Source organism: Bartonella refiksaydamii, assembly GCF_902652675.1.
GTDB classification, from domain to species: domain Bacteria; phylum Pseudomonadota; class Alphaproteobacteria; order Rhizobiales; family Rhizobiaceae; genus Bartonella; species Bartonella refiksaydamii.
The window spans coordinates 122,955-138,750 of sequence record NZ_LR736290.1 but is presented as its reverse complement, the minus strand read 5'-3'; the positions used below and the strand labels follow the sequence as shown (position 1 = coordinate 138,750).

At 39.0% G+C, this 15,796-nt stretch carries 13 protein-coding genes; 5 read left to right on the top strand and 8 right to left on the bottom strand.

What is annotated here, in order from left to right; all coding sequences use genetic code 11:
- Positions 1 to 42 precede the first annotated feature (42 nt).
- Entirely contained in the window at positions 43 to 1,227 is a 1,185-nt protein-coding gene (locus tag GQO39_RS01550) for a DNA recombination protein RmuC (RefSeq protein WP_156850655.1), read from the bottom strand.
- Between the two features lie 90 nt (positions 1,228 to 1,317).
- Between GQO39_RS01550 and def the strand changes: the two genes are divergently transcribed.
- The 3 genes from def to truA are packed head-to-tail and all read left to right on the top strand — an operon-like array spanning position 1,318 to position 3,522.
- Entirely contained in the window at positions 1,318 to 1,848 is a 531-nt protein-coding gene (gene def / locus GQO39_RS01545; protein WP_156850654.1) for a peptide deformylase, read from the top strand.
- Positions 1,848 to 2,777: a methionyl-tRNA formyltransferase gene (gene fmt / locus GQO39_RS01540; protein WP_156850653.1), complete on the top strand. Its 930-nt coding sequence runs from the start codon at positions 1,848 to 1,850 to the stop codon at positions 2,775 to 2,777. Before def ends, fmt begins: the two co-directional genes overlap by 1 nt.
- A 1-nt stretch (position 2,778) precedes the next feature.
- On the top strand, positions 2,779 to 3,522 hold the full coding sequence (gene truA, locus GQO39_RS01535) for a tRNA pseudouridine(38-40) synthase TruA (protein WP_156850652.1): 744 nt from the start codon (positions 2,779 to 2,781) through the stop codon (positions 3,520 to 3,522).
- 32 nt (positions 3,523 to 3,554) lie between these two features.
- Here the strand turns inward: truA and GQO39_RS01530 are convergent, their stop codons facing one another.
- Positions 3,555 to 4,418, bottom strand: a complete 864-nt coding sequence (locus GQO39_RS01530; RefSeq protein WP_156850651.1) for an LOG family protein — start codon at positions 4,416 to 4,418, stop codon at positions 3,555 to 3,557.
- Between the two features lie 104 nt (positions 4,419 to 4,522).
- Between GQO39_RS01530 and dapD the strand changes: the two genes are divergently transcribed.
- A complete protein-coding gene (dapD, locus tag GQO39_RS01525; RefSeq protein WP_007552315.1) occupies positions 4,523 to 5,371 on the top strand; it encodes a 2,3,4,5-tetrahydropyridine-2,6-dicarboxylate N-succinyltransferase in 849 nt (282 codons plus the stop codon).
- 76 nt (positions 5,372 to 5,447) lie between these two features.
- Here dapD and lepA read toward each other — a convergent pair whose 3' ends face one another.
- The 5 genes from lepA to dnaK all read right to left on the bottom strand — a co-directional run bounded on the left by lepA (position 5,448) and on the right by dnaK (position 13,676).
- Entirely contained in the window at positions 5,448 to 7,253 is a 1,806-nt protein-coding gene (lepA, locus tag GQO39_RS01520; RefSeq protein ID WP_156850650.1) for a translation elongation factor 4, read from the bottom strand.
- A 448-nt stretch (positions 7,254 to 7,701) separates the two neighbouring features.
- Positions 7,702 to 8,610 (bottom strand): DMT family transporter, encoded by a 909-nt coding sequence (locus tag GQO39_RS01515; protein ID WP_156850649.1) that lies wholly within the window; start codon positions 8,608 to 8,610, stop codon positions 7,702 to 7,704.
- Between the two features lie 34 nt (positions 8,611 to 8,644).
- On the bottom strand, positions 8,645 to 9,550 hold the full coding sequence (gene argB, locus GQO39_RS01510; RefSeq protein ID WP_156850648.1) for an acetylglutamate kinase: 906 nt from the start codon (positions 9,548 to 9,550) through the stop codon (positions 8,645 to 8,647).
- Positions 9,551 to 10,475: 925 nt separating this feature from the next.
- Positions 10,476 to 11,624 carry a molecular chaperone DnaJ gene (gene dnaJ, locus GQO39_RS01505; RefSeq protein WP_007552309.1) on the bottom strand — a complete coding sequence of 383 codons (1,149 nt, stop codon included), beginning with the start codon at positions 11,622 to 11,624 and terminating at the stop codon, positions 10,476 to 10,478.
- Between the two features lie 159 nt (positions 11,625 to 11,783).
- Positions 11,784 to 13,676, bottom strand: a complete 1,893-nt coding sequence (gene dnaK / locus GQO39_RS01500) for a molecular chaperone DnaK (RefSeq protein ID WP_156850647.1) — start codon at positions 13,674 to 13,676, stop codon at positions 11,784 to 11,786.
- 690 nt (positions 13,677 to 14,366) lie between these two features.
- Between dnaK and GQO39_RS01495 the strand changes: the two genes are divergently transcribed.
- Positions 14,367 to 14,921, top strand: a complete 555-nt coding sequence (locus GQO39_RS01495; protein WP_156850646.1) for a copper chaperone PCu(A)C — start codon at positions 14,367 to 14,369, stop codon at positions 14,919 to 14,921.
- Positions 14,922 to 15,070: 149 nt separating this feature from the next.
- Here the strand turns inward: GQO39_RS01495 and lysM are convergent, their stop codons facing one another.
- Positions 15,071 to 15,526, bottom strand: a complete 456-nt coding sequence (gene lysM, locus GQO39_RS01490; RefSeq protein WP_156850645.1) for a peptidoglycan-binding protein LysM — start codon at positions 15,524 to 15,526, stop codon at positions 15,071 to 15,073.
- Positions 15,527 to 15,796 lie beyond the last annotated feature (270 nt).

The window sequence follows — 15,796 nt, the reverse complement described above, 5'->3', positions numbered from 1 at the left end:
ATAAAGAATATGGACATACCTGTAATTACTGGGAGCCTTGTTTTACTCCTCATCTACCAAATGCAATGATTGAGATTGAATAGAGGTTGTCATTTTCGTTGGCTCAAAGCTATTCTCTTTTAACTCAAAAGTTTCAATGCGATTGGCTCGTTTCATAATTTTGGAGGATGATATTACAATCCCTTCTATGTCTTCACCCGCTTTGTAAAAATGCTTCTGTAACGCGCGAACACGCGTATCCATTCGTCCAAAATCTTCCATCAATTTTGCCACTTCTGACTGAATCAAATGCGCTTGTTCACGCATCCGAGCATCTTTCATAATGGTTTGTACAACCTGAACAGATAACATCAACAAAGATGGTGATACAATAATCACATGGGATCGATTGGCTTTTTGTACCAATGGCTCAAAATCTTCATAAATTGTTGCAAAAATCGATTCCGAGGGCACAAAGAGAAAAGCAGTGTCGTGTGTTTCTCCCGGAATTAAATATTTTTGTGCAATATCGCGAATATGAACTTCCATATCGGTACGGAATTGGCGTTCCGCTTCCTGACGCTCTTGCGCTGATGTTGCTTTACGCATGGCATTCCACGCCTCTAGAGGAAATTTCGCATCAATCACAAGAGAAGGTGCCTTATTCGGCATATGAATGAGACAATCTGGGCGCTTTCCATTAGAGAGAACTGCCTGAAAAGCATAAGCATTTGTTGGTAGGGCATCGGCAATAATTGCTTCCATCCTTCCCTGACCAAAAGTGCCACGTGTCTGCTTATTGCTTAAAATAGCCTGTAACTGAACAACCTGTCCTGTAAGCGACTGAATATTATTTTGCGCCGCATCAATCACCGCTAAACGTTCTTGCAAACGAGCCAAATTTTCATAAGTAGATTTGGTCTGCACTTGAAGCGTTTGACCTAAATTGGCTGTCATCCCATTGAGTTGCTCACTGAGTGACTTATTCAATTCAGCCTGCCTTTGACCAAAAATTTCCGCCATAGTCTGCATTCGCCCTTGCATTTCAGCTTGTGTCTTTAGCAATGCAGCCATCTGCATTTGTGCCTCACGAGCACGTTCAGCAGTTTCATTTTCCAAAAGTGTCTTTTTCCGATGAGAATGTATCAGCATAAAAAATGCCAAGCAAATGAGTATCAGTAAAAAAAGAGCACTCAGTTTAGCAAAAAACTCATCAGCAAGCATAAAAGAAAAAAACGAATCATACATACCAAGTAATATAATCCTCTTATCATAAAAAAGCGCAAGAATCCGTTATTCAATATTGACCCATAACAAACCATTGATTAATCTGTACTTATGCCAATTAAAACTTTAATTACTTTACCTAATCCGATTTTACGGGAAGTTTCCAAACCCGTCGAGCATATCGATTCAACTCTTCGAAAGCTTGCTGATGATATGTTGAATACGATGTATGATGCCCAAGGTATTGGTCTTGCTGCTGTTCAAATTGGTATACCGCTGCGTATGTTGGTCATAGATGTCTCCAGAGATGATATCCAAAAAAATCCGCTTGTTATTATTAACCCAAAAATCTTATGGCTTTCTGATGAGCGTAATATTTATAAAGAAGGCTGCCTCTCTATTCCTGAATATTATGCGGAAGTTGAACGTCCCAAACGCCTTTGTGTTCGCTATCAAGATCGACAAGGAAAACAAACAGAAATTGAGGCTGATGATCTCCTAGCGACTTGCTTACAACACGAAATTGACCATTTGAACGGCTGCCTTTTTATAGATCATATTTCAAAAATCAAACGTGATATGGTGATACGAAAATTTAAAAAACGAGCAAAAGAAAAAAACGCACAGGAAGCAGTTTTGTAATGGCATTACGGTTAAGTTTTATGGGAACACCTGATTTTTCTGTTCCTATTTTACATGCTTTGTTGAATGCGGGACATAATATTGTAGCTGTTTACAGCCAACCTCCCCGCCCAGCAGGGCGTCGTGGTCTTAAACTGATCCCCTCACCTGTTCAAAATGCCGCACAAGAAAAATGCATCCCTGTGTTCACTCCTCAAACGTTAAAAACAGGTGAACAACAAGCCCAACTTACAGCACTTCGTGTTGATGCTGTTGTTGTTGTCGCCTATGGGCTCCTCTTACCGAAAGCTATTCTTGAAACACCACGTTTTGGTTGTTTTAATGCCCATGCTTCACTCTTACCACGTTGGCGTGGCGCTGCTCCTATTCAGCGTGCAATTATGGCTGGTGATAAAAAAACAGGGATGATGATTATGAAAATGGATGAAGGACTTGATACAGGACCTATTGCTCTCTCCCACTCCATCCCTATCACCGATAACATGACGACCTATGAACTTTCAGACAAACTTTCACATATAGGTGCAGAACTTATGGTAAAAGCTCTGTCAGCTCTTGAAAAAGGACAGCTTAAACTTACCCCACAATCAGAAGAAGGCATAACCTATGCCTCTAAAATCAAAAAGGAAGAGACTCGGATCGATTGGACAAAACCTGCAGAACTTATTCATAGGTATATTCGTGCACTTTTTCCCTCTCCTAGTTGCTGGTGCAACATGAATATCGGTGGACGAGAAGAGCGCGTAAAAATTCTTGGAAGTCGCTTAACAATGGGTCCTTCTCTTGAAATTGGTCGGATAGAACCAAATTCTTTGATTGTCCACTGCGGAAAGGGACGTTTAGAAATAACTCATCTCCAAAGATCTGGTGGTAAAATTCTTGATAGCGCCACATTTTTGCGAGGCGCTCATATTTCTGCTGTTTTTTAATATGCCACGTTTTAAACTCACCCTTGAATATGATGGCTCAAATTACGCCGGCTGGCAACGCCAAACAGAACTCCACACCATACAAGGGGCTCTTGAACAAGCTATTTTTCACTTTTGTGGACAACAATTAACCATTACGACAGCTGGTCGAACTGATGCAGGTGTGCACGCTACGGGGCAAGTTGCACATGTTGATTTTGAAAAAAATTGGCACACGCACACTGTACGTGATGCACTCAATGCGTATTTACAAAAACAAGGAGAAGATATTTCGATCTTAAATGTACAAAATGTCCCCGATAACTTTGATGCACGATTTTCCGCAGTTAAACGCCATTATCTTTTTAAAATCCTTAATCGCCGCTCACCACCAGCTCTAAACACCAAGCGCGTGTGGTGGTTGCCAAAACCCCTCAATGCTGAAGCCATGCATGAAGCTGCCCAAAAACTTGTAGGACAACACGATTTTACCACTTTCCGCTCAGCCCATTGCCAAGCAAAAAGCCCTATTCGTACCCTTGAACGCCTTGATGTGCAAAGAGAAGGAGAGGAGATTTTCCTCTATGCACAAGCCCGTTCTTTTCTTCATCATCAAATTCGTTCATTTGCAGGAAGCCTCATGGAAGTTGGTATCGGTCGCTGGACAGCACGAGATCTTGAAGCGGCTCTTCATGCTAAAGACCGTAAACGTTGTGGTGTCGTTGCACCACCTTCAGGGCTTTATTTGACCAAAGTGGAATATTAATCATCCTGCAAAAGTTACTTCTTCAACAGCAATTAAGGAAGCTTATAAAAAGAACGAATTTCTTCAAAAGCTTCCGCTGCTGTATTGACAAATGTCATCAGTGTGAGGTCATCAGGAGAGATCGTACCTTGTGCTGATAAATAATCAAAATTAATAACATTGTTCCAAAATTCTTTGCCAAACATCAAAATTGGAACCTGTTTCATCCGTCCTGTTTGCATTAAAGTTAAAGTTTCAAATAACTCATCTAGGGTACCAAACCCTCCTGGAAAAATAGCTAACGCCTTCGCCCGCATTAAAAAATGCATTTTACGCATCCCTAAATAATGAAAATTAAAACATAAATGCGGAGTTACATAAGAATTAGGCATTTGCTCATGTGGTAAAACAACATTTAAGCCAACCGTTGGTGCACCAACATCAGCGGCACCACGATTTCCTGCTTCCATTACCCCTGGTCCTCCCCCCGTGATAACCACAAACTCACGATACTGTGTCGTGGCAGAATAGCATGAACACAAACGCGCAAATTCCCTTGCTTCATCGTAATAATGTGACATAGCATGTAAATTTTTCTTTTGCGTTTCATTTTTTGCCGACCACGCTGCTTGTCCAGATTCGGGAATACGCGCACCACCAAATAAAACAATTGTTGATTGAATATTATATTCCTGAAGCACTATTTCTGGCTTTAAAAACTCAAGACCAATGCGTTGTGAGCGTAACTCAGGACGCATCATAAACTCTTGGTCGATATACGCCAAACGATAAGTAGGCGAATGCATTTGTACTGAATCAGGAACTTCATGCATCTGTTGTAGAGCATCTTTTACATGGAGAAGTGGCACCCAATTCTTTTGTTCTTTTTCTCTTTTTTCTTTGTCATCCTTTTTCATGCCTTGTCCTATTTCCTCATCGTTTTATTGACTAAACACATTTCTTCGCGTAGGTCATAAAAATACATCTTGAAGCTTTCAACTTATTTAACGGAACTTTGATCATGACTTATCTTACACAACTTGAGATGATTATTGAAAAAGCATTTAACGATCGCAATTCTATCACTACTACCACAAAGGGGGAAATTCGTGAGAGTGTTGAACACGCATTAAACCTTCTTGATAAAGGTGAAATCCGCGTAGCGGAACGTCAAAAAAATGGACAATGGCATGTTCACCAATGGTTAAAAAAAGCCGTCCTTCTCTCTTTTCGACTTAATCCTATGCAAATTATTGCAGGTGGGATAGATGGAACATATTGGTGGGATAAAGTTCCTTCGAAATTTTCTGGTTGGCAAGAAGCTGATTTTAAAAAAGCCGATTTTCGTTCAGTGCCTGGAGCTATTGTACGCCATTCTGCCTATGTTGCTCCCAATGTTATATTGATGCCATCCTTTGTAAATCTTGGTGCCTTTGTCGATGAGGGAACAATGGTTGATACATGGACTACTGTTGGCTCCTGTGCACAAATTGGAAAAAATGTTCATCTTTCTGGTGGTGTCGGTATCGGAGGTGTTTTAGAACCATTGCAAGCAAACCCAACAATTATTGAAGATCATTGCTTTATCGGTGCTCGCTCTGAAGTCGTTGAAGGTTGTATTATTCGTGAAGGTGCAGTTTTAGGGATGGGAGTCTTTATTGGCAAATCTACAAAGATTATTGATCGTACAACAGGCGAAGTTTTTATAGGCGAAGTACCTGCCTATTCTGTTGTAGTTCCAGGCTCCCTTCCTAGCAAACCATTGCCAAACGGTGAAGCAAGTCCGAATCTTTATTGTGCTGTCATAGTGAAACGCGTTGACCAAAAAACACGAGAGAAAACATCTATTAACGATCTTTTGCGTGATTAAAAATATGCTTAAAAAGCCTTAGCCAATCAACAAAATGTAAAAGCACTATCAACGAGGGAGAATAATCTTTTTTTCATTATTTACTCATTTTAAGCGCTTGAATAAAAGCCGATTGCGGAATTTCTACTTTTCCGAATTGGCGCATTCGTTTTTTGCCTTCTTTTTGCTTTTCTAAAAGTTTGCGCTTACGTGTTACATCACCCCCGTAACATTTAGCCGTTACATCTTTACGCAAAGCACGAATTGTTTCACGCGCAATAATTTTACCGCCAATTGCTGCTTGAACCGGAATCTGAAACATATGCTGAGGAATAAGATCTTTTAGTTTTTCGCACATGGAACGCCCGCGCCTTTCCGCAATAGTGCGGTGCACAAGCATCGACAATGCATCAATAGACTCTCCATTCACCAAAATAGACATTTTAACTAAATCGCCTTCTGCATAATCCCTCATCTGATAATCGAAGGAAGCATAACCCTTTGAGATTGATTTTAAACGATCATAAAAATCAAAAACCACCTCATTCAGCGGCAAATCGTATGTTGCCATCGCACGCGTTCCGACATAGGATAAACCAACCTGTATCCCTCGCCGTTCTTGGCAAAGTTCTAAAATTGATCCAAGATAATTATCAGGAGTCATAATTGTAGCCCGAATCCATGGTTCTTCAATGGAAGAAATTTTAACAATATCAGGCATATCTGCTGGGTTGTGTAATTCTTTAACAGAACCATCATTCATATTCATGCGATAAACAACCGAAGGTGCTGTTGCAATTAAATCCAAATTAAACTCACGCTCTAACCGCTCTTGAATAATTTCAAGATGAAGAAGCCCTAAAAAGCCACAACGAAAGCCAAACCCTAAAGCCGCTGATGTTTCCATTTCAAAGGAAAAACTTGCATCATTTAAGCGCAATTTTCCCATTGCTGCACGCAAATCTTCAAAATCAGCTGCATCAATGGGAAAAAGTCCACAAAAAACAACTGGTTGCGCCGGTTTAAACCCAGGTAACGCTTCTGCACAAGAGTGGCGTTCTTCCGTAATGGTATCACCAACCCGTGTATCGGCAACTTCTTTGATAGAGGCCGTTATAAAGCCAATTTCCCCTGGCCCTAATTCATCAACTTGAATCATTTTTGGAGTAAAGACTCCAACCCGTTCAACTGGATATTTTGCTCCTGTACCCATCATGCGAATAGTTTGACCTTTTTTCAATACACCATCAATTACCCGCACCAAAACAATGACACCAAGATATGCATCATACCAACTATCAACCAACATCGCCTTTAAAGGTTCGTTAACATCACCAGTACGTGGAGGTGGCAATTGCATCACAATTGCTTCTAAAACATCAGGAACACCTAAACCCGTTTTTGCTGATATTTCCACTGCCTGAGATGTATCGATACCTATCACATCTTCAATTTGTTCTTTAACACGCTCAGGTTCTGCCGCTGGAAGATCAACCTTATTGAGCACAACAACCAATTCATGAGAATTATCAATAGCTTGATAAACATTCGCCAATGTTTGCGCCTCTACACCTTGGCTCGCATCCACAACCAAAAGTGAACCTTCACAAGCTGCCAATGAACGTGAAACCTCATAAGCAAAATCAACATGACCAGGTGTATCAATAAGATTTAAAATATAGGTTTCACCACTCTTTGCTTTATAGTGCAAACGTACCGTTTGTGCTTTAATAGTAATTCCACGTTCACGCTCAATATCCATGGAATCGAGCACTTGCTCTTTCATCTCACGTGTTTCAAGCCCTCCCGTCATTTGTATCAAACGATCAGCTAAAGTCGACTTTCCATGGTCGATGTGTGCCACGATGGAAAAATTACGAATATAATTACGATCTACTGTCATACGGGCGATTTAGCAAAGAATAGCACAAAACGCAAAGACCAATTACACCTCTTTGAAAACCTTTCAAGAAAATATAAATGGAAAGAGCTTCTCAAAACACAATTTCCAATAACCTAAAAAATGAAGCTTTTGTTTGCTAAACGAAGTATCAATAATTAAAAGTAATGCTATATGCCCGTACGATATTAGAAATGTGTATAAAGTTTAGACTTGTAATAAAATTTACAAAAAGCGTTGTTTTCTATTTGTATACAATAACCTACTTTAACCTACTTTTTTATCAATTTTACACAAAATAAAAAGACTTACACCCTTTAAAGAATTTCTTCTTTTAAAAGTGAAAAAGCGTAACGAATCTCTTTTAATTTATTTGAAAAAGGAGTAAAAGTTGAATCTCTCCAAACAAAATATCACAAAGTAAAATTATGAAAAAAGAGAGAGAAGTTAATCAGCTTTTTCTCACTTTATCTTTTTTCCGCCATTGTGAAGGTTGTAATTCAGCCACGACAATTCCAATCAAGATGAATGCTCCTCCCAATAAAGCTAAAGGGGACAAACGCTCACCAGCTAAACGCCCAACAATGCCAGCCCATACAGGCTCACCTGCGTAAATGAGTGTTGCACGTGTAGGCGAAATAGACTTTTGTGCCCAATTCATCGCCAATTGAATGATAGCACTCATTAATGCCAATCCTATACCGATACTCAGCCATACCCACGAAAATTCGGGAATGCTTTCACCCATAAAAGGCATACAAAGAAATGATAAAAGACCACTAAAAAATAACTGCATAATCGTTACGCGCCGGCTATCAACCTTATTAGCAAAAATTCCAATGAGTATAACCTCTGCAGCAATTGCTAAAGCACCTAACAAAGTCAGAATTTCACCCTTTGAAAAATCAAACCTTCCCGGCTTTTGTCCAGAAATAAGTACAAGCCCGATAAAAGCGAAAACGATACCGATCCAACAAGCTAAACGAGGTGGCTTTTTAAAAACAATCCATTGCAATATTGGAACTATAGGAACATAAAGCGCTGTAATAAAAGCCGACTGACTACTCATAATGGTTTGCAGCCCTGTAGCTTGCAAAGCGTAACCAAAAAACATTCCCGAACCAATAGCCATCCCAGCAAAAATTTCATAAACAGTTATATCTTTCATAGAGCGCCAAAAAATTGCCCCACACATAAGCGATGCAATAATAAAACGAAATCCCACAAAGAAGAGAGGGCCGCTATAGCGTACCGCTATGTGAATCACTAAAAATGTAATGCCCCACAATATTGTTGCAGTAAATAATGCTAATTCTGGCTTGCACAATAAAGGATGTTTCAACTGTTTTATATTAATCATGAAAGGTTTTTCTCCTCCAGTTTTTCCGTATATCTTATGGAATAATAAGCGTTCCAGCTCCCTGTTCGGTGAACAGCTCTAGCAGGACAGAATGGGGAGTTTTGCCATTTAAAATGGCAACACCTTCGACACCATTTTGGAGAGCTTTTATACAAGTCTCTACCTTTGGGATCATACCATCTGAAATTGTTCCATTTTTTATAAGATTCTCAGCTTCAGAAATTGTCAATTTCTTTAAAAGTTTACCCTGTTTACCCAAGACACCAGAAACATCTGTAAGAAACAAAAGGCGTTTGGCCTCTAATGCACCGGCAATGGCTCCAGCAAAAATATCAGCATTAATATTATAGGTTTTGCCATCGCGACCTGGCGCTACAGGAGCAAGAACTGGAATCATTTCAGAACATGCCAAAAGATCCAGTAATGTGCGATCAACTTCAACAGGTTCACCAACAAATCCCAAATCTAAAACACGTTCAATATGTGAATCGGGATCAATTATAGTTTTATAAGCTTTTTCGGCAAAAACCATATTGCCATCTTTACCGCATAACCCTATTGCCCATTCACCCTCTGCATTGATAAGAGCAACAATTTCCTTGTTTATGGAGCCTGCCAAAACCATTTCAACCACTTCCACAACCCGCTCATCGGTTACACGCAAACCATTTTCAAACCGCGACTCAATTCCCATTTTCATCAAAATTTCTGCAATCTGAGGACCTCCACCATGAACAACAACGGGATTAATTCCTGATTGCTTCAACAGAGCAATATCACGCGCAAACGCTCGCCCCAAAGCAGGATCACCCATAGCGTGACCACCATACTTCACAACAACCGTTTCATTTTCATATTTTTGCATATAAGGTAAAGCAGACGATAAAAATGCTGCTTGTTTTTCAAAAACATCTGCAACATCGTTTTCAACATCATCCATTAAAAGGGCCTCCTCATCACTTTTTACCCTTTTTTAGTAGAGTTTAGAAAAAGTGAAAACAAATTTCAAAATAAGTTTTACTCTATCCGTTCCCCTAAAAGACACTTAATTTTTCTTTAAATTACGATCAAAGTAATAATGAGATAATAAAAAAGTAACTTCTTTTAAAAATTCGCCTCGAAAAATTAATCAAAATAAGCGTACAAAATATCATTTCTTTATGATTTTATGTATAAAATTAGGAAGCAGAATTTAGAAGAACTGCTAAGCTATGCCGTACATTCAACTCATTATCTTTACTCTATTGAGCTTTAACAATGAATGTGGATGTATACAACTATTGATTTTATAAGACGAAAACAAGAATTCTTTATAGTGGTGAAATTAATCTCTAATACAAGAAATGACTCAACCGTAGATATACCAAATATGCTAAAGTCTTAACCTAGAAATTCATCTTTTTCACAATAATTAGAAATTAAAAAATACCACTCGAATGCTCTATCTCGTAGCAGCATAATCCAACTTTGTAATCTTATCAGACCATACAAATTTTCCTGAAACAACGCATGAAACTATAAAAATATTATAATTATTTAAAGAAATCCCAATTCATTCAAATTCTGCTATATGTACTAACTAAGTTTTTGCTACCCCATCGGTTCCTATCTTTAACCAAGTGATTTTACAGTTTTAATTTAAAAGAAAAATGAATTACAAGACTCAAAGCAAAGTATATTTTTAGTGAAAAAACTATAAAATACCTTATGCTCTCTGGTAATAAAAAACCATAAAAAATATCCAATTTGGGCTCAAACAAAAACAAGAAGAATCTCCACTTTTTTCTAACGAGTGTGATGCAATAAAAAATTCAATTAAAATAATCTTTCAAGTGGCATTTCCATACCTTAATTCTGTTGAGTATTTAATCATTTCGACCAGAAATATTCTCAAAAAACTCCTTCATCCGCGAAAAAAAACCGTGTGATTGCGGTGAATTCTCATGATTTGAAAGCTTTTCAAACTTTTGCAACAATTCGCGCTGCTCTTGTGTTAATTTCTGCGGTGTTTCAATAGCGATATGAATATAAAGGTCACCCCTTGCCTGCTGACGACGCAACATGGGCATACCTTTGCCTTTAAGGCGGAACTGACATCCATTTTGTGTCCCTTCTGGAATCTTAACACGTGCCTTGACACCATCAAGATCGGAAACTTCAAACTCTCCTCCTAAAGCCGCTGTTACCATTGAAATAGGAACGCGACAGTGAAGATCTGCCCCTTCTCGCTGAAAAAATTCATGTGGTTTAATGGAAAGAAAAATATAAAGATCGCCGCTAGGACCACCACGAATGCCAGAATCTCCTTCCCCAGAAAGGCGAATACGCGTACCATCTTCAATGCCAGCTGGAATATTCACGCTTAATGAACGCTTTTTTTCCATTCGTTTCGTCCCCTGACATTTTGGGCATGGATCCGTAATCGTTTCACCACGTCCATGACATGCAGGGCATGTTCGCTCAATAGAAAAAAAACCTTGGGCAGCACGCACACGACCAGCCCCATGACAAGTTCCACAAACTTGAGGCTTAGAGCCCTTTTTTGCACCCGATCCTTCACAGGCATCACAAGTAACAGAACTGGGAATATTAATTTGCGCAGTTTTTCCTGAAAATGCCTCTTCCAAAGTCACTTCCATATTATAACTCAGATCTGCACCACGCTCGCGACCATCACTACGCTTACGGTGTGCGCCTCCCATAATTTCGCCAAAAAAATCTTCAAAAATGTCCGAAAATCCGCCACCTGCAGCAAAACCACTAAAGGGATTTGCTCCTTCTCGGCCGTTATTTTCAAAAGCTGCATGACCAAATCGATCATAAGCAGCGCGTTTTTGAGGGTCTTTGAGAACTTCATAAGCTTCGCCGATTTCTTTAAATTTTCGCTCTGCCTCTTTATCCCCTGCGTTGCGATCAGGATGATATTGCATCGCTAACCTACGAAACGCAGATTTCAGCTTTTTATCATCACATTCGCGAGTTACGCCAAGAATTTCATAATAATCAACCTTCATCATGTATTCCTGATAATTTTTTGTTATCCATCTTAACGGATAATACTTGTTTTCAATTTATATTTTTAGTCACAAAGTTGCAACTCATCTCAAATAACAAAGCCCAGCCTTATATCCCAAAGGCTGGGTTTATTAATTTAATCAATACATTTGCTTACACTATTTCTTCTTGTCATTAATTTCTTCAAAATCAGCATCGACAACATCATCATCCTTGGTATCTGTTTCAGTGTTATCTGTTGCTGCTTGTGAAGCTTCATACATCGCCTGTCCAAGCTTCATACTGACTTCTGCCAACTTCTGCATTTTTGCTGTCACTTCTTCAGTATCACTGCCATCAAGTGCAGACTTCAAATCAGATATCGCAGTTTCAATTTGTTCCTTTTCTTCAGTTGATACCTTGTCGCCATATTCATTCAATGATTTTTCAGTCGAATGGATAAGAGATTCCGCCTGATTTTTAGCCTCCACACCTTCACGGCGCTTTTTGTCCTCAGCCGCATGCTCTTCCGCATCTTTCACCATTTTTTCTATGTCAGCATCACTTAAACCACCTGATGCTTGAATACGAATTTGATGTTCTTTACCGGTTCCTTTATCCTTAGCCGACACATTCACAATACCATTCGCATCAATATCAAAAGTAACCTCAATCTGAGGCATACCACGCGGTGCTGGTGGAATACCAACGAGATCAAATTGAGCCAACAACTTGTTATCGTTAGCCATTTCGCGTTCACCTTGGAAAACACGAATAGTCACGGCATTTTGGTTATCATCAGCTGTTGAAAAAACTTGCGATTTTTTCGTTGGGATAGTGGTATTGCGTTCGATGAGACGTGTAAAAACTCCACCCAATGTTTCAATACCCAAAGATAAAGGTGTTACATCCAAGAGCAATACGTCTTTTACATCACCTTGCAATACCCCTCCTTGAATGGCAGCTCCCATTGCCACAACTTCATCAGGATTAACACCTTTGTGTGGATCTTTGCCAAAAAAGCTCTGCACAACCTCTTGAATCTTGGGCATGCGTGTCATACCACCCACTAAAACAACCTCGTCAATCTCACCTGCTTTCAATCCTGCATCTTTCAATGCGGCTTTACATGGTTCAATAGTGCGCTGAACCAAATCATCAACGAGAGATTCAAATTTCGCCCGAGTCAATTTCATCGTTAAGTGCTTGGGGCCAGATTGATCTGCCGTAATAAATGGCAAATTGATTTCTGTTTGCTGTGAAGAAGAAAGTTCAATCTTTGCTTTTTCTGCTGCTTCTTTTAAGCGCTGCAATGCTAGTTTATCATTTTTCAGATCAATCCCTTGTTCTTTCTTGAATTCATCGGCAAAATAACCAACCAAGCGCATGTCAAAATCTTCACCACCTAAAAATGTATCTCCATTGGTTGACTTAACTTCAAAAACACCATCACCGATCTCAAGTACAGAAATATCAAATGTACCGCCACCAAGGTCGTAAACAGCGATAGTTTTTCCATCTTTTTTATCCAAACCATATGCTAAAGCAGCAGCTGTTGGCTCATTGATAATCCGCAAAACTTCAAGTCCAGCAATTTTGCCCGCATCTTTAGTAGCTTGACGTTGCGCATCATTGAAATACGCAGGAACCGTAATAACTGCCTGTTCAACTTTTTCACCAAGATAAGACTCAGCGGTTTCTTTCATCTTTTGCAAAATCATAGCTGAAATTTGTGATGGAGAATATTTCTTACCCGCTTCTTCAACCCACGCATCACCATTGTCACCTTTAACAATTTTATAAGGCACAAGCGCTTTATCTTTTTCAACCATAGGATCATCAAAACGACGACCAATCAAGCGCTTAACTGCAAAAACCGTTCCTTCAGGATTCGTAACCGCTTGCCGTTTAGCAGGTTGCCCAACAAGCCGCTCGCCTCCATCAGTAAAGGCAACAACCGAAGGGGTTGTCCGCGCTCCTTCTGAATTTTCAATAACCTTTGCGCTTTTGCCATCCATAACAGCGACACAAGAGTTAGTTGTCCCCAAATCAATACCAATTACTTTTGCCATATTATAATCTCCATTCAGCAAGCTCCCTCAACCTTCATCAAGCATCTTTCCAAGAAAGCTCCTCATAACACTTAAAGCCTGCATCTCACTTCAAGCTACACAAACAATAAACTGCAAGTCGCAACAAGCCTTTCTGTTTTGTATATAAGAACAGGCTCTTATCGCTACAAGAGAATAATGAGAACATTCTAAAAATAAAATTTTTCTTTTAAAAGAGGTGCTCTAACTTACGCATAAATGCTATTGTTATTAAGGAGGCAGGCATCTGAGCATATTTTTCCTACAATGCTTATAATCCTTTCCTAGCTAAATCTTTAATGGCCGCCATATCATAGGATCAATAACATTATCTATACCATTCAACCTCATCTTGCTAAGCACATAGTTCGTGAGGATATTATCTGTCCCTTTTCTCTTAACAACTCTGCCTCTAACAAACCTAATTATTCACTCTATATTTGCAAGCTATATTTTGAATGCGTCCAATATAACCTTTTTTACCTGTATACTAAAAAGGATGCCTCCTTCGCCTTTCATACTGTTACTTCAAACCTTATCGTCTTCTTACAAAACTAAGAGACTTATACCTCCTATCTTTATTTGTATAATTCTGGCAATTCTCTCTTTTATTTTGAAAAAAAACTCTGCTAGAAATATATAAAAGTGAATATCACAAAGGAGGGTAAATCAATGATGATATTTATCGTTGGAAGCATAAAAGATCTCATGTCTAAATATCCAGTTCTCGCACAATATCCACTCAAAAAACTTATCAAAAACGCAATGTGGGCTTTTCTCTTTGCTTTCATAGCCCTACCTGCAACCGCTCAACAATATCAAGTTGGAGATATAGAAATCCTTCACCCTTGGACGCGCGCAACGCCCAAAGGCGTAAAAACTGGCAGTGGTTATCTCTACATCATTAATCACGGTAGTACTCCAGATCGTTTGGTTTCTGTTTCAACAAAAGGGGTACAGACAACAGAAATCCACTCTATGGCAGTCGTTAACGATATCATGAAGATGGAAAAAATGCACAATGGCATTGAAATTCCAGGCAATGGTGAAATCACCCTTAAACCTGGGGGTGATCATATTATGTTCACGGGGCTTGCACAACCATTCAAGTTAGGTGACAAAATCAGCGCAAAATTGACGTTTGAGAAAGCAGGAACTATTGACGTTGATTTCTCTGTAAACCCTATAGGAGGAAGATCGTCTTCTAAATCAGCTCCTACGAACTAAGCTATTTTGTTGTCTTTATCACCATTCAATGCACATTTCAATATAACTCAATACAATAAAAAGAAGCGTGAAAATTTTCTTCACGCTTTCTTATTTTTTAGTATCGCGGAGTGTACTGTAAAAAAATTTAAAAACTATCCTGCGCTTGATTAAACGCGGTCAATTTTAGGAATACGCAAAACTTGTCCAGGATAAATTTTATCAGGTGATTTCAGCATCGGCTTATTGGCTTCAAAAATAAGCATGTTTTTATCGCCTTGCCCTTTTCCATAGACTTCTTCAGCAATTTTCCAAAGATTATCACCAGATTTAACTTCATAAAAGTGAGAAATTTTCGTAGGTGTAGTATCTGTAATCTTTAACTGGTCAACATCAACAGAAGAGATGCCCTGCGAATTTCCAACAACCAAAAGTGCTTTTTCAAGAGTTTCTCTATCTGGAACCTCACCACTCAAAACAGCTCTACCGTTTTCAATTTGGATATTTACTTTTTCCGCGTCCAGTTGGAAATTATCAAATGCAGCCTTAAAATCCTTTTCTTCTGGCTCATGATCACCAATACCAAATTTCTCACCAACCGTTTTAATAAAATTAAAAAATCCCATTATGTCCTCCTTGTGTGCAGTGTACGCAATTTTTTGCGCATATGTCAGCACACTCTTTTCTTTGCTCTTAAAACAGATAGGCAAATTTCCTAAACTTCAACAATCAAAAGCAAACCTGTTCAATTCTGGGACAAAGACAGCAACAAATTTCGATAAAAAATGCCTTTATGAAAATTTTCTCTCAAGCAAAGGGATCTTAACATGTGCAAAAACATTATGAAATTACAAAGATAAAACAATCTTTTACCGTAAAAATGAAAGGTTTTTTAC

Coding starts and splice junctions, on each gene's coding strand:
- GQO39_RS01550 (WP_156850655.1), bottom strand. CDS start 1,227: ATGTATGATTCGTTTTTTTCTTTTATGCTTGCTGATGAGTTTTTTGCT.
- def (WP_156850654.1), top strand. CDS start 1,318: ATGCCAATTAAAACTTTAATTACTTTACCTAATCCGATTTTACGGGAA.
- fmt (WP_156850653.1), top strand. CDS start 1,848: ATGGCATTACGGTTAAGTTTTATGGGAACACCTGATTTTTCTGTTCCT.
- truA (WP_156850652.1), top strand. CDS start 2,779: ATGCCACGTTTTAAACTCACCCTTGAATATGATGGCTCAAATTACGCC.
- GQO39_RS01530 (WP_156850651.1), bottom strand. CDS start 4,418: ATGAAAAAGGATGACAAAGAAAAAAGAGAAAAAGAACAAAAGAATTGG.
- dapD (WP_007552315.1), top strand. CDS start 4,523: ATGACTTATCTTACACAACTTGAGATGATTATTGAAAAAGCATTTAAC.
- lepA (WP_156850650.1), bottom strand. CDS start 7,253: ATGACAGTAGATCGTAATTATATTCGTAATTTTTCCATCGTGGCACAC.
- GQO39_RS01515 (WP_156850649.1), bottom strand. CDS start 8,610: ATGATTAATATAAAACAGTTGAAACATCCTTTATTGTGCAAGCCAGAA.
- argB (WP_156850648.1), bottom strand. CDS start 9,550: ATGGATGATGTTGAAAACGATGTTGCAGATGTTTTTGAAAAACAAGCA.
- dnaJ (WP_007552309.1), bottom strand. CDS start 11,624: ATGAAGGTTGATTATTATGAAATTCTTGGCGTAACTCGCGAATGTGAT.
- dnaK (WP_156850647.1), bottom strand. CDS start 13,676: ATGGCAAAAGTAATTGGTATTGATTTGGGGACAACTAACTCTTGTGTC.
- GQO39_RS01495 (WP_156850646.1), top strand. CDS start 14,367: ATGATGATATTTATCGTTGGAAGCATAAAAGATCTCATGTCTAAATAT.
- lysM (WP_156850645.1), bottom strand. CDS start 15,526: ATGGGATTTTTTAATTTTATTAAAACGGTTGGTGAGAAATTTGGTATT.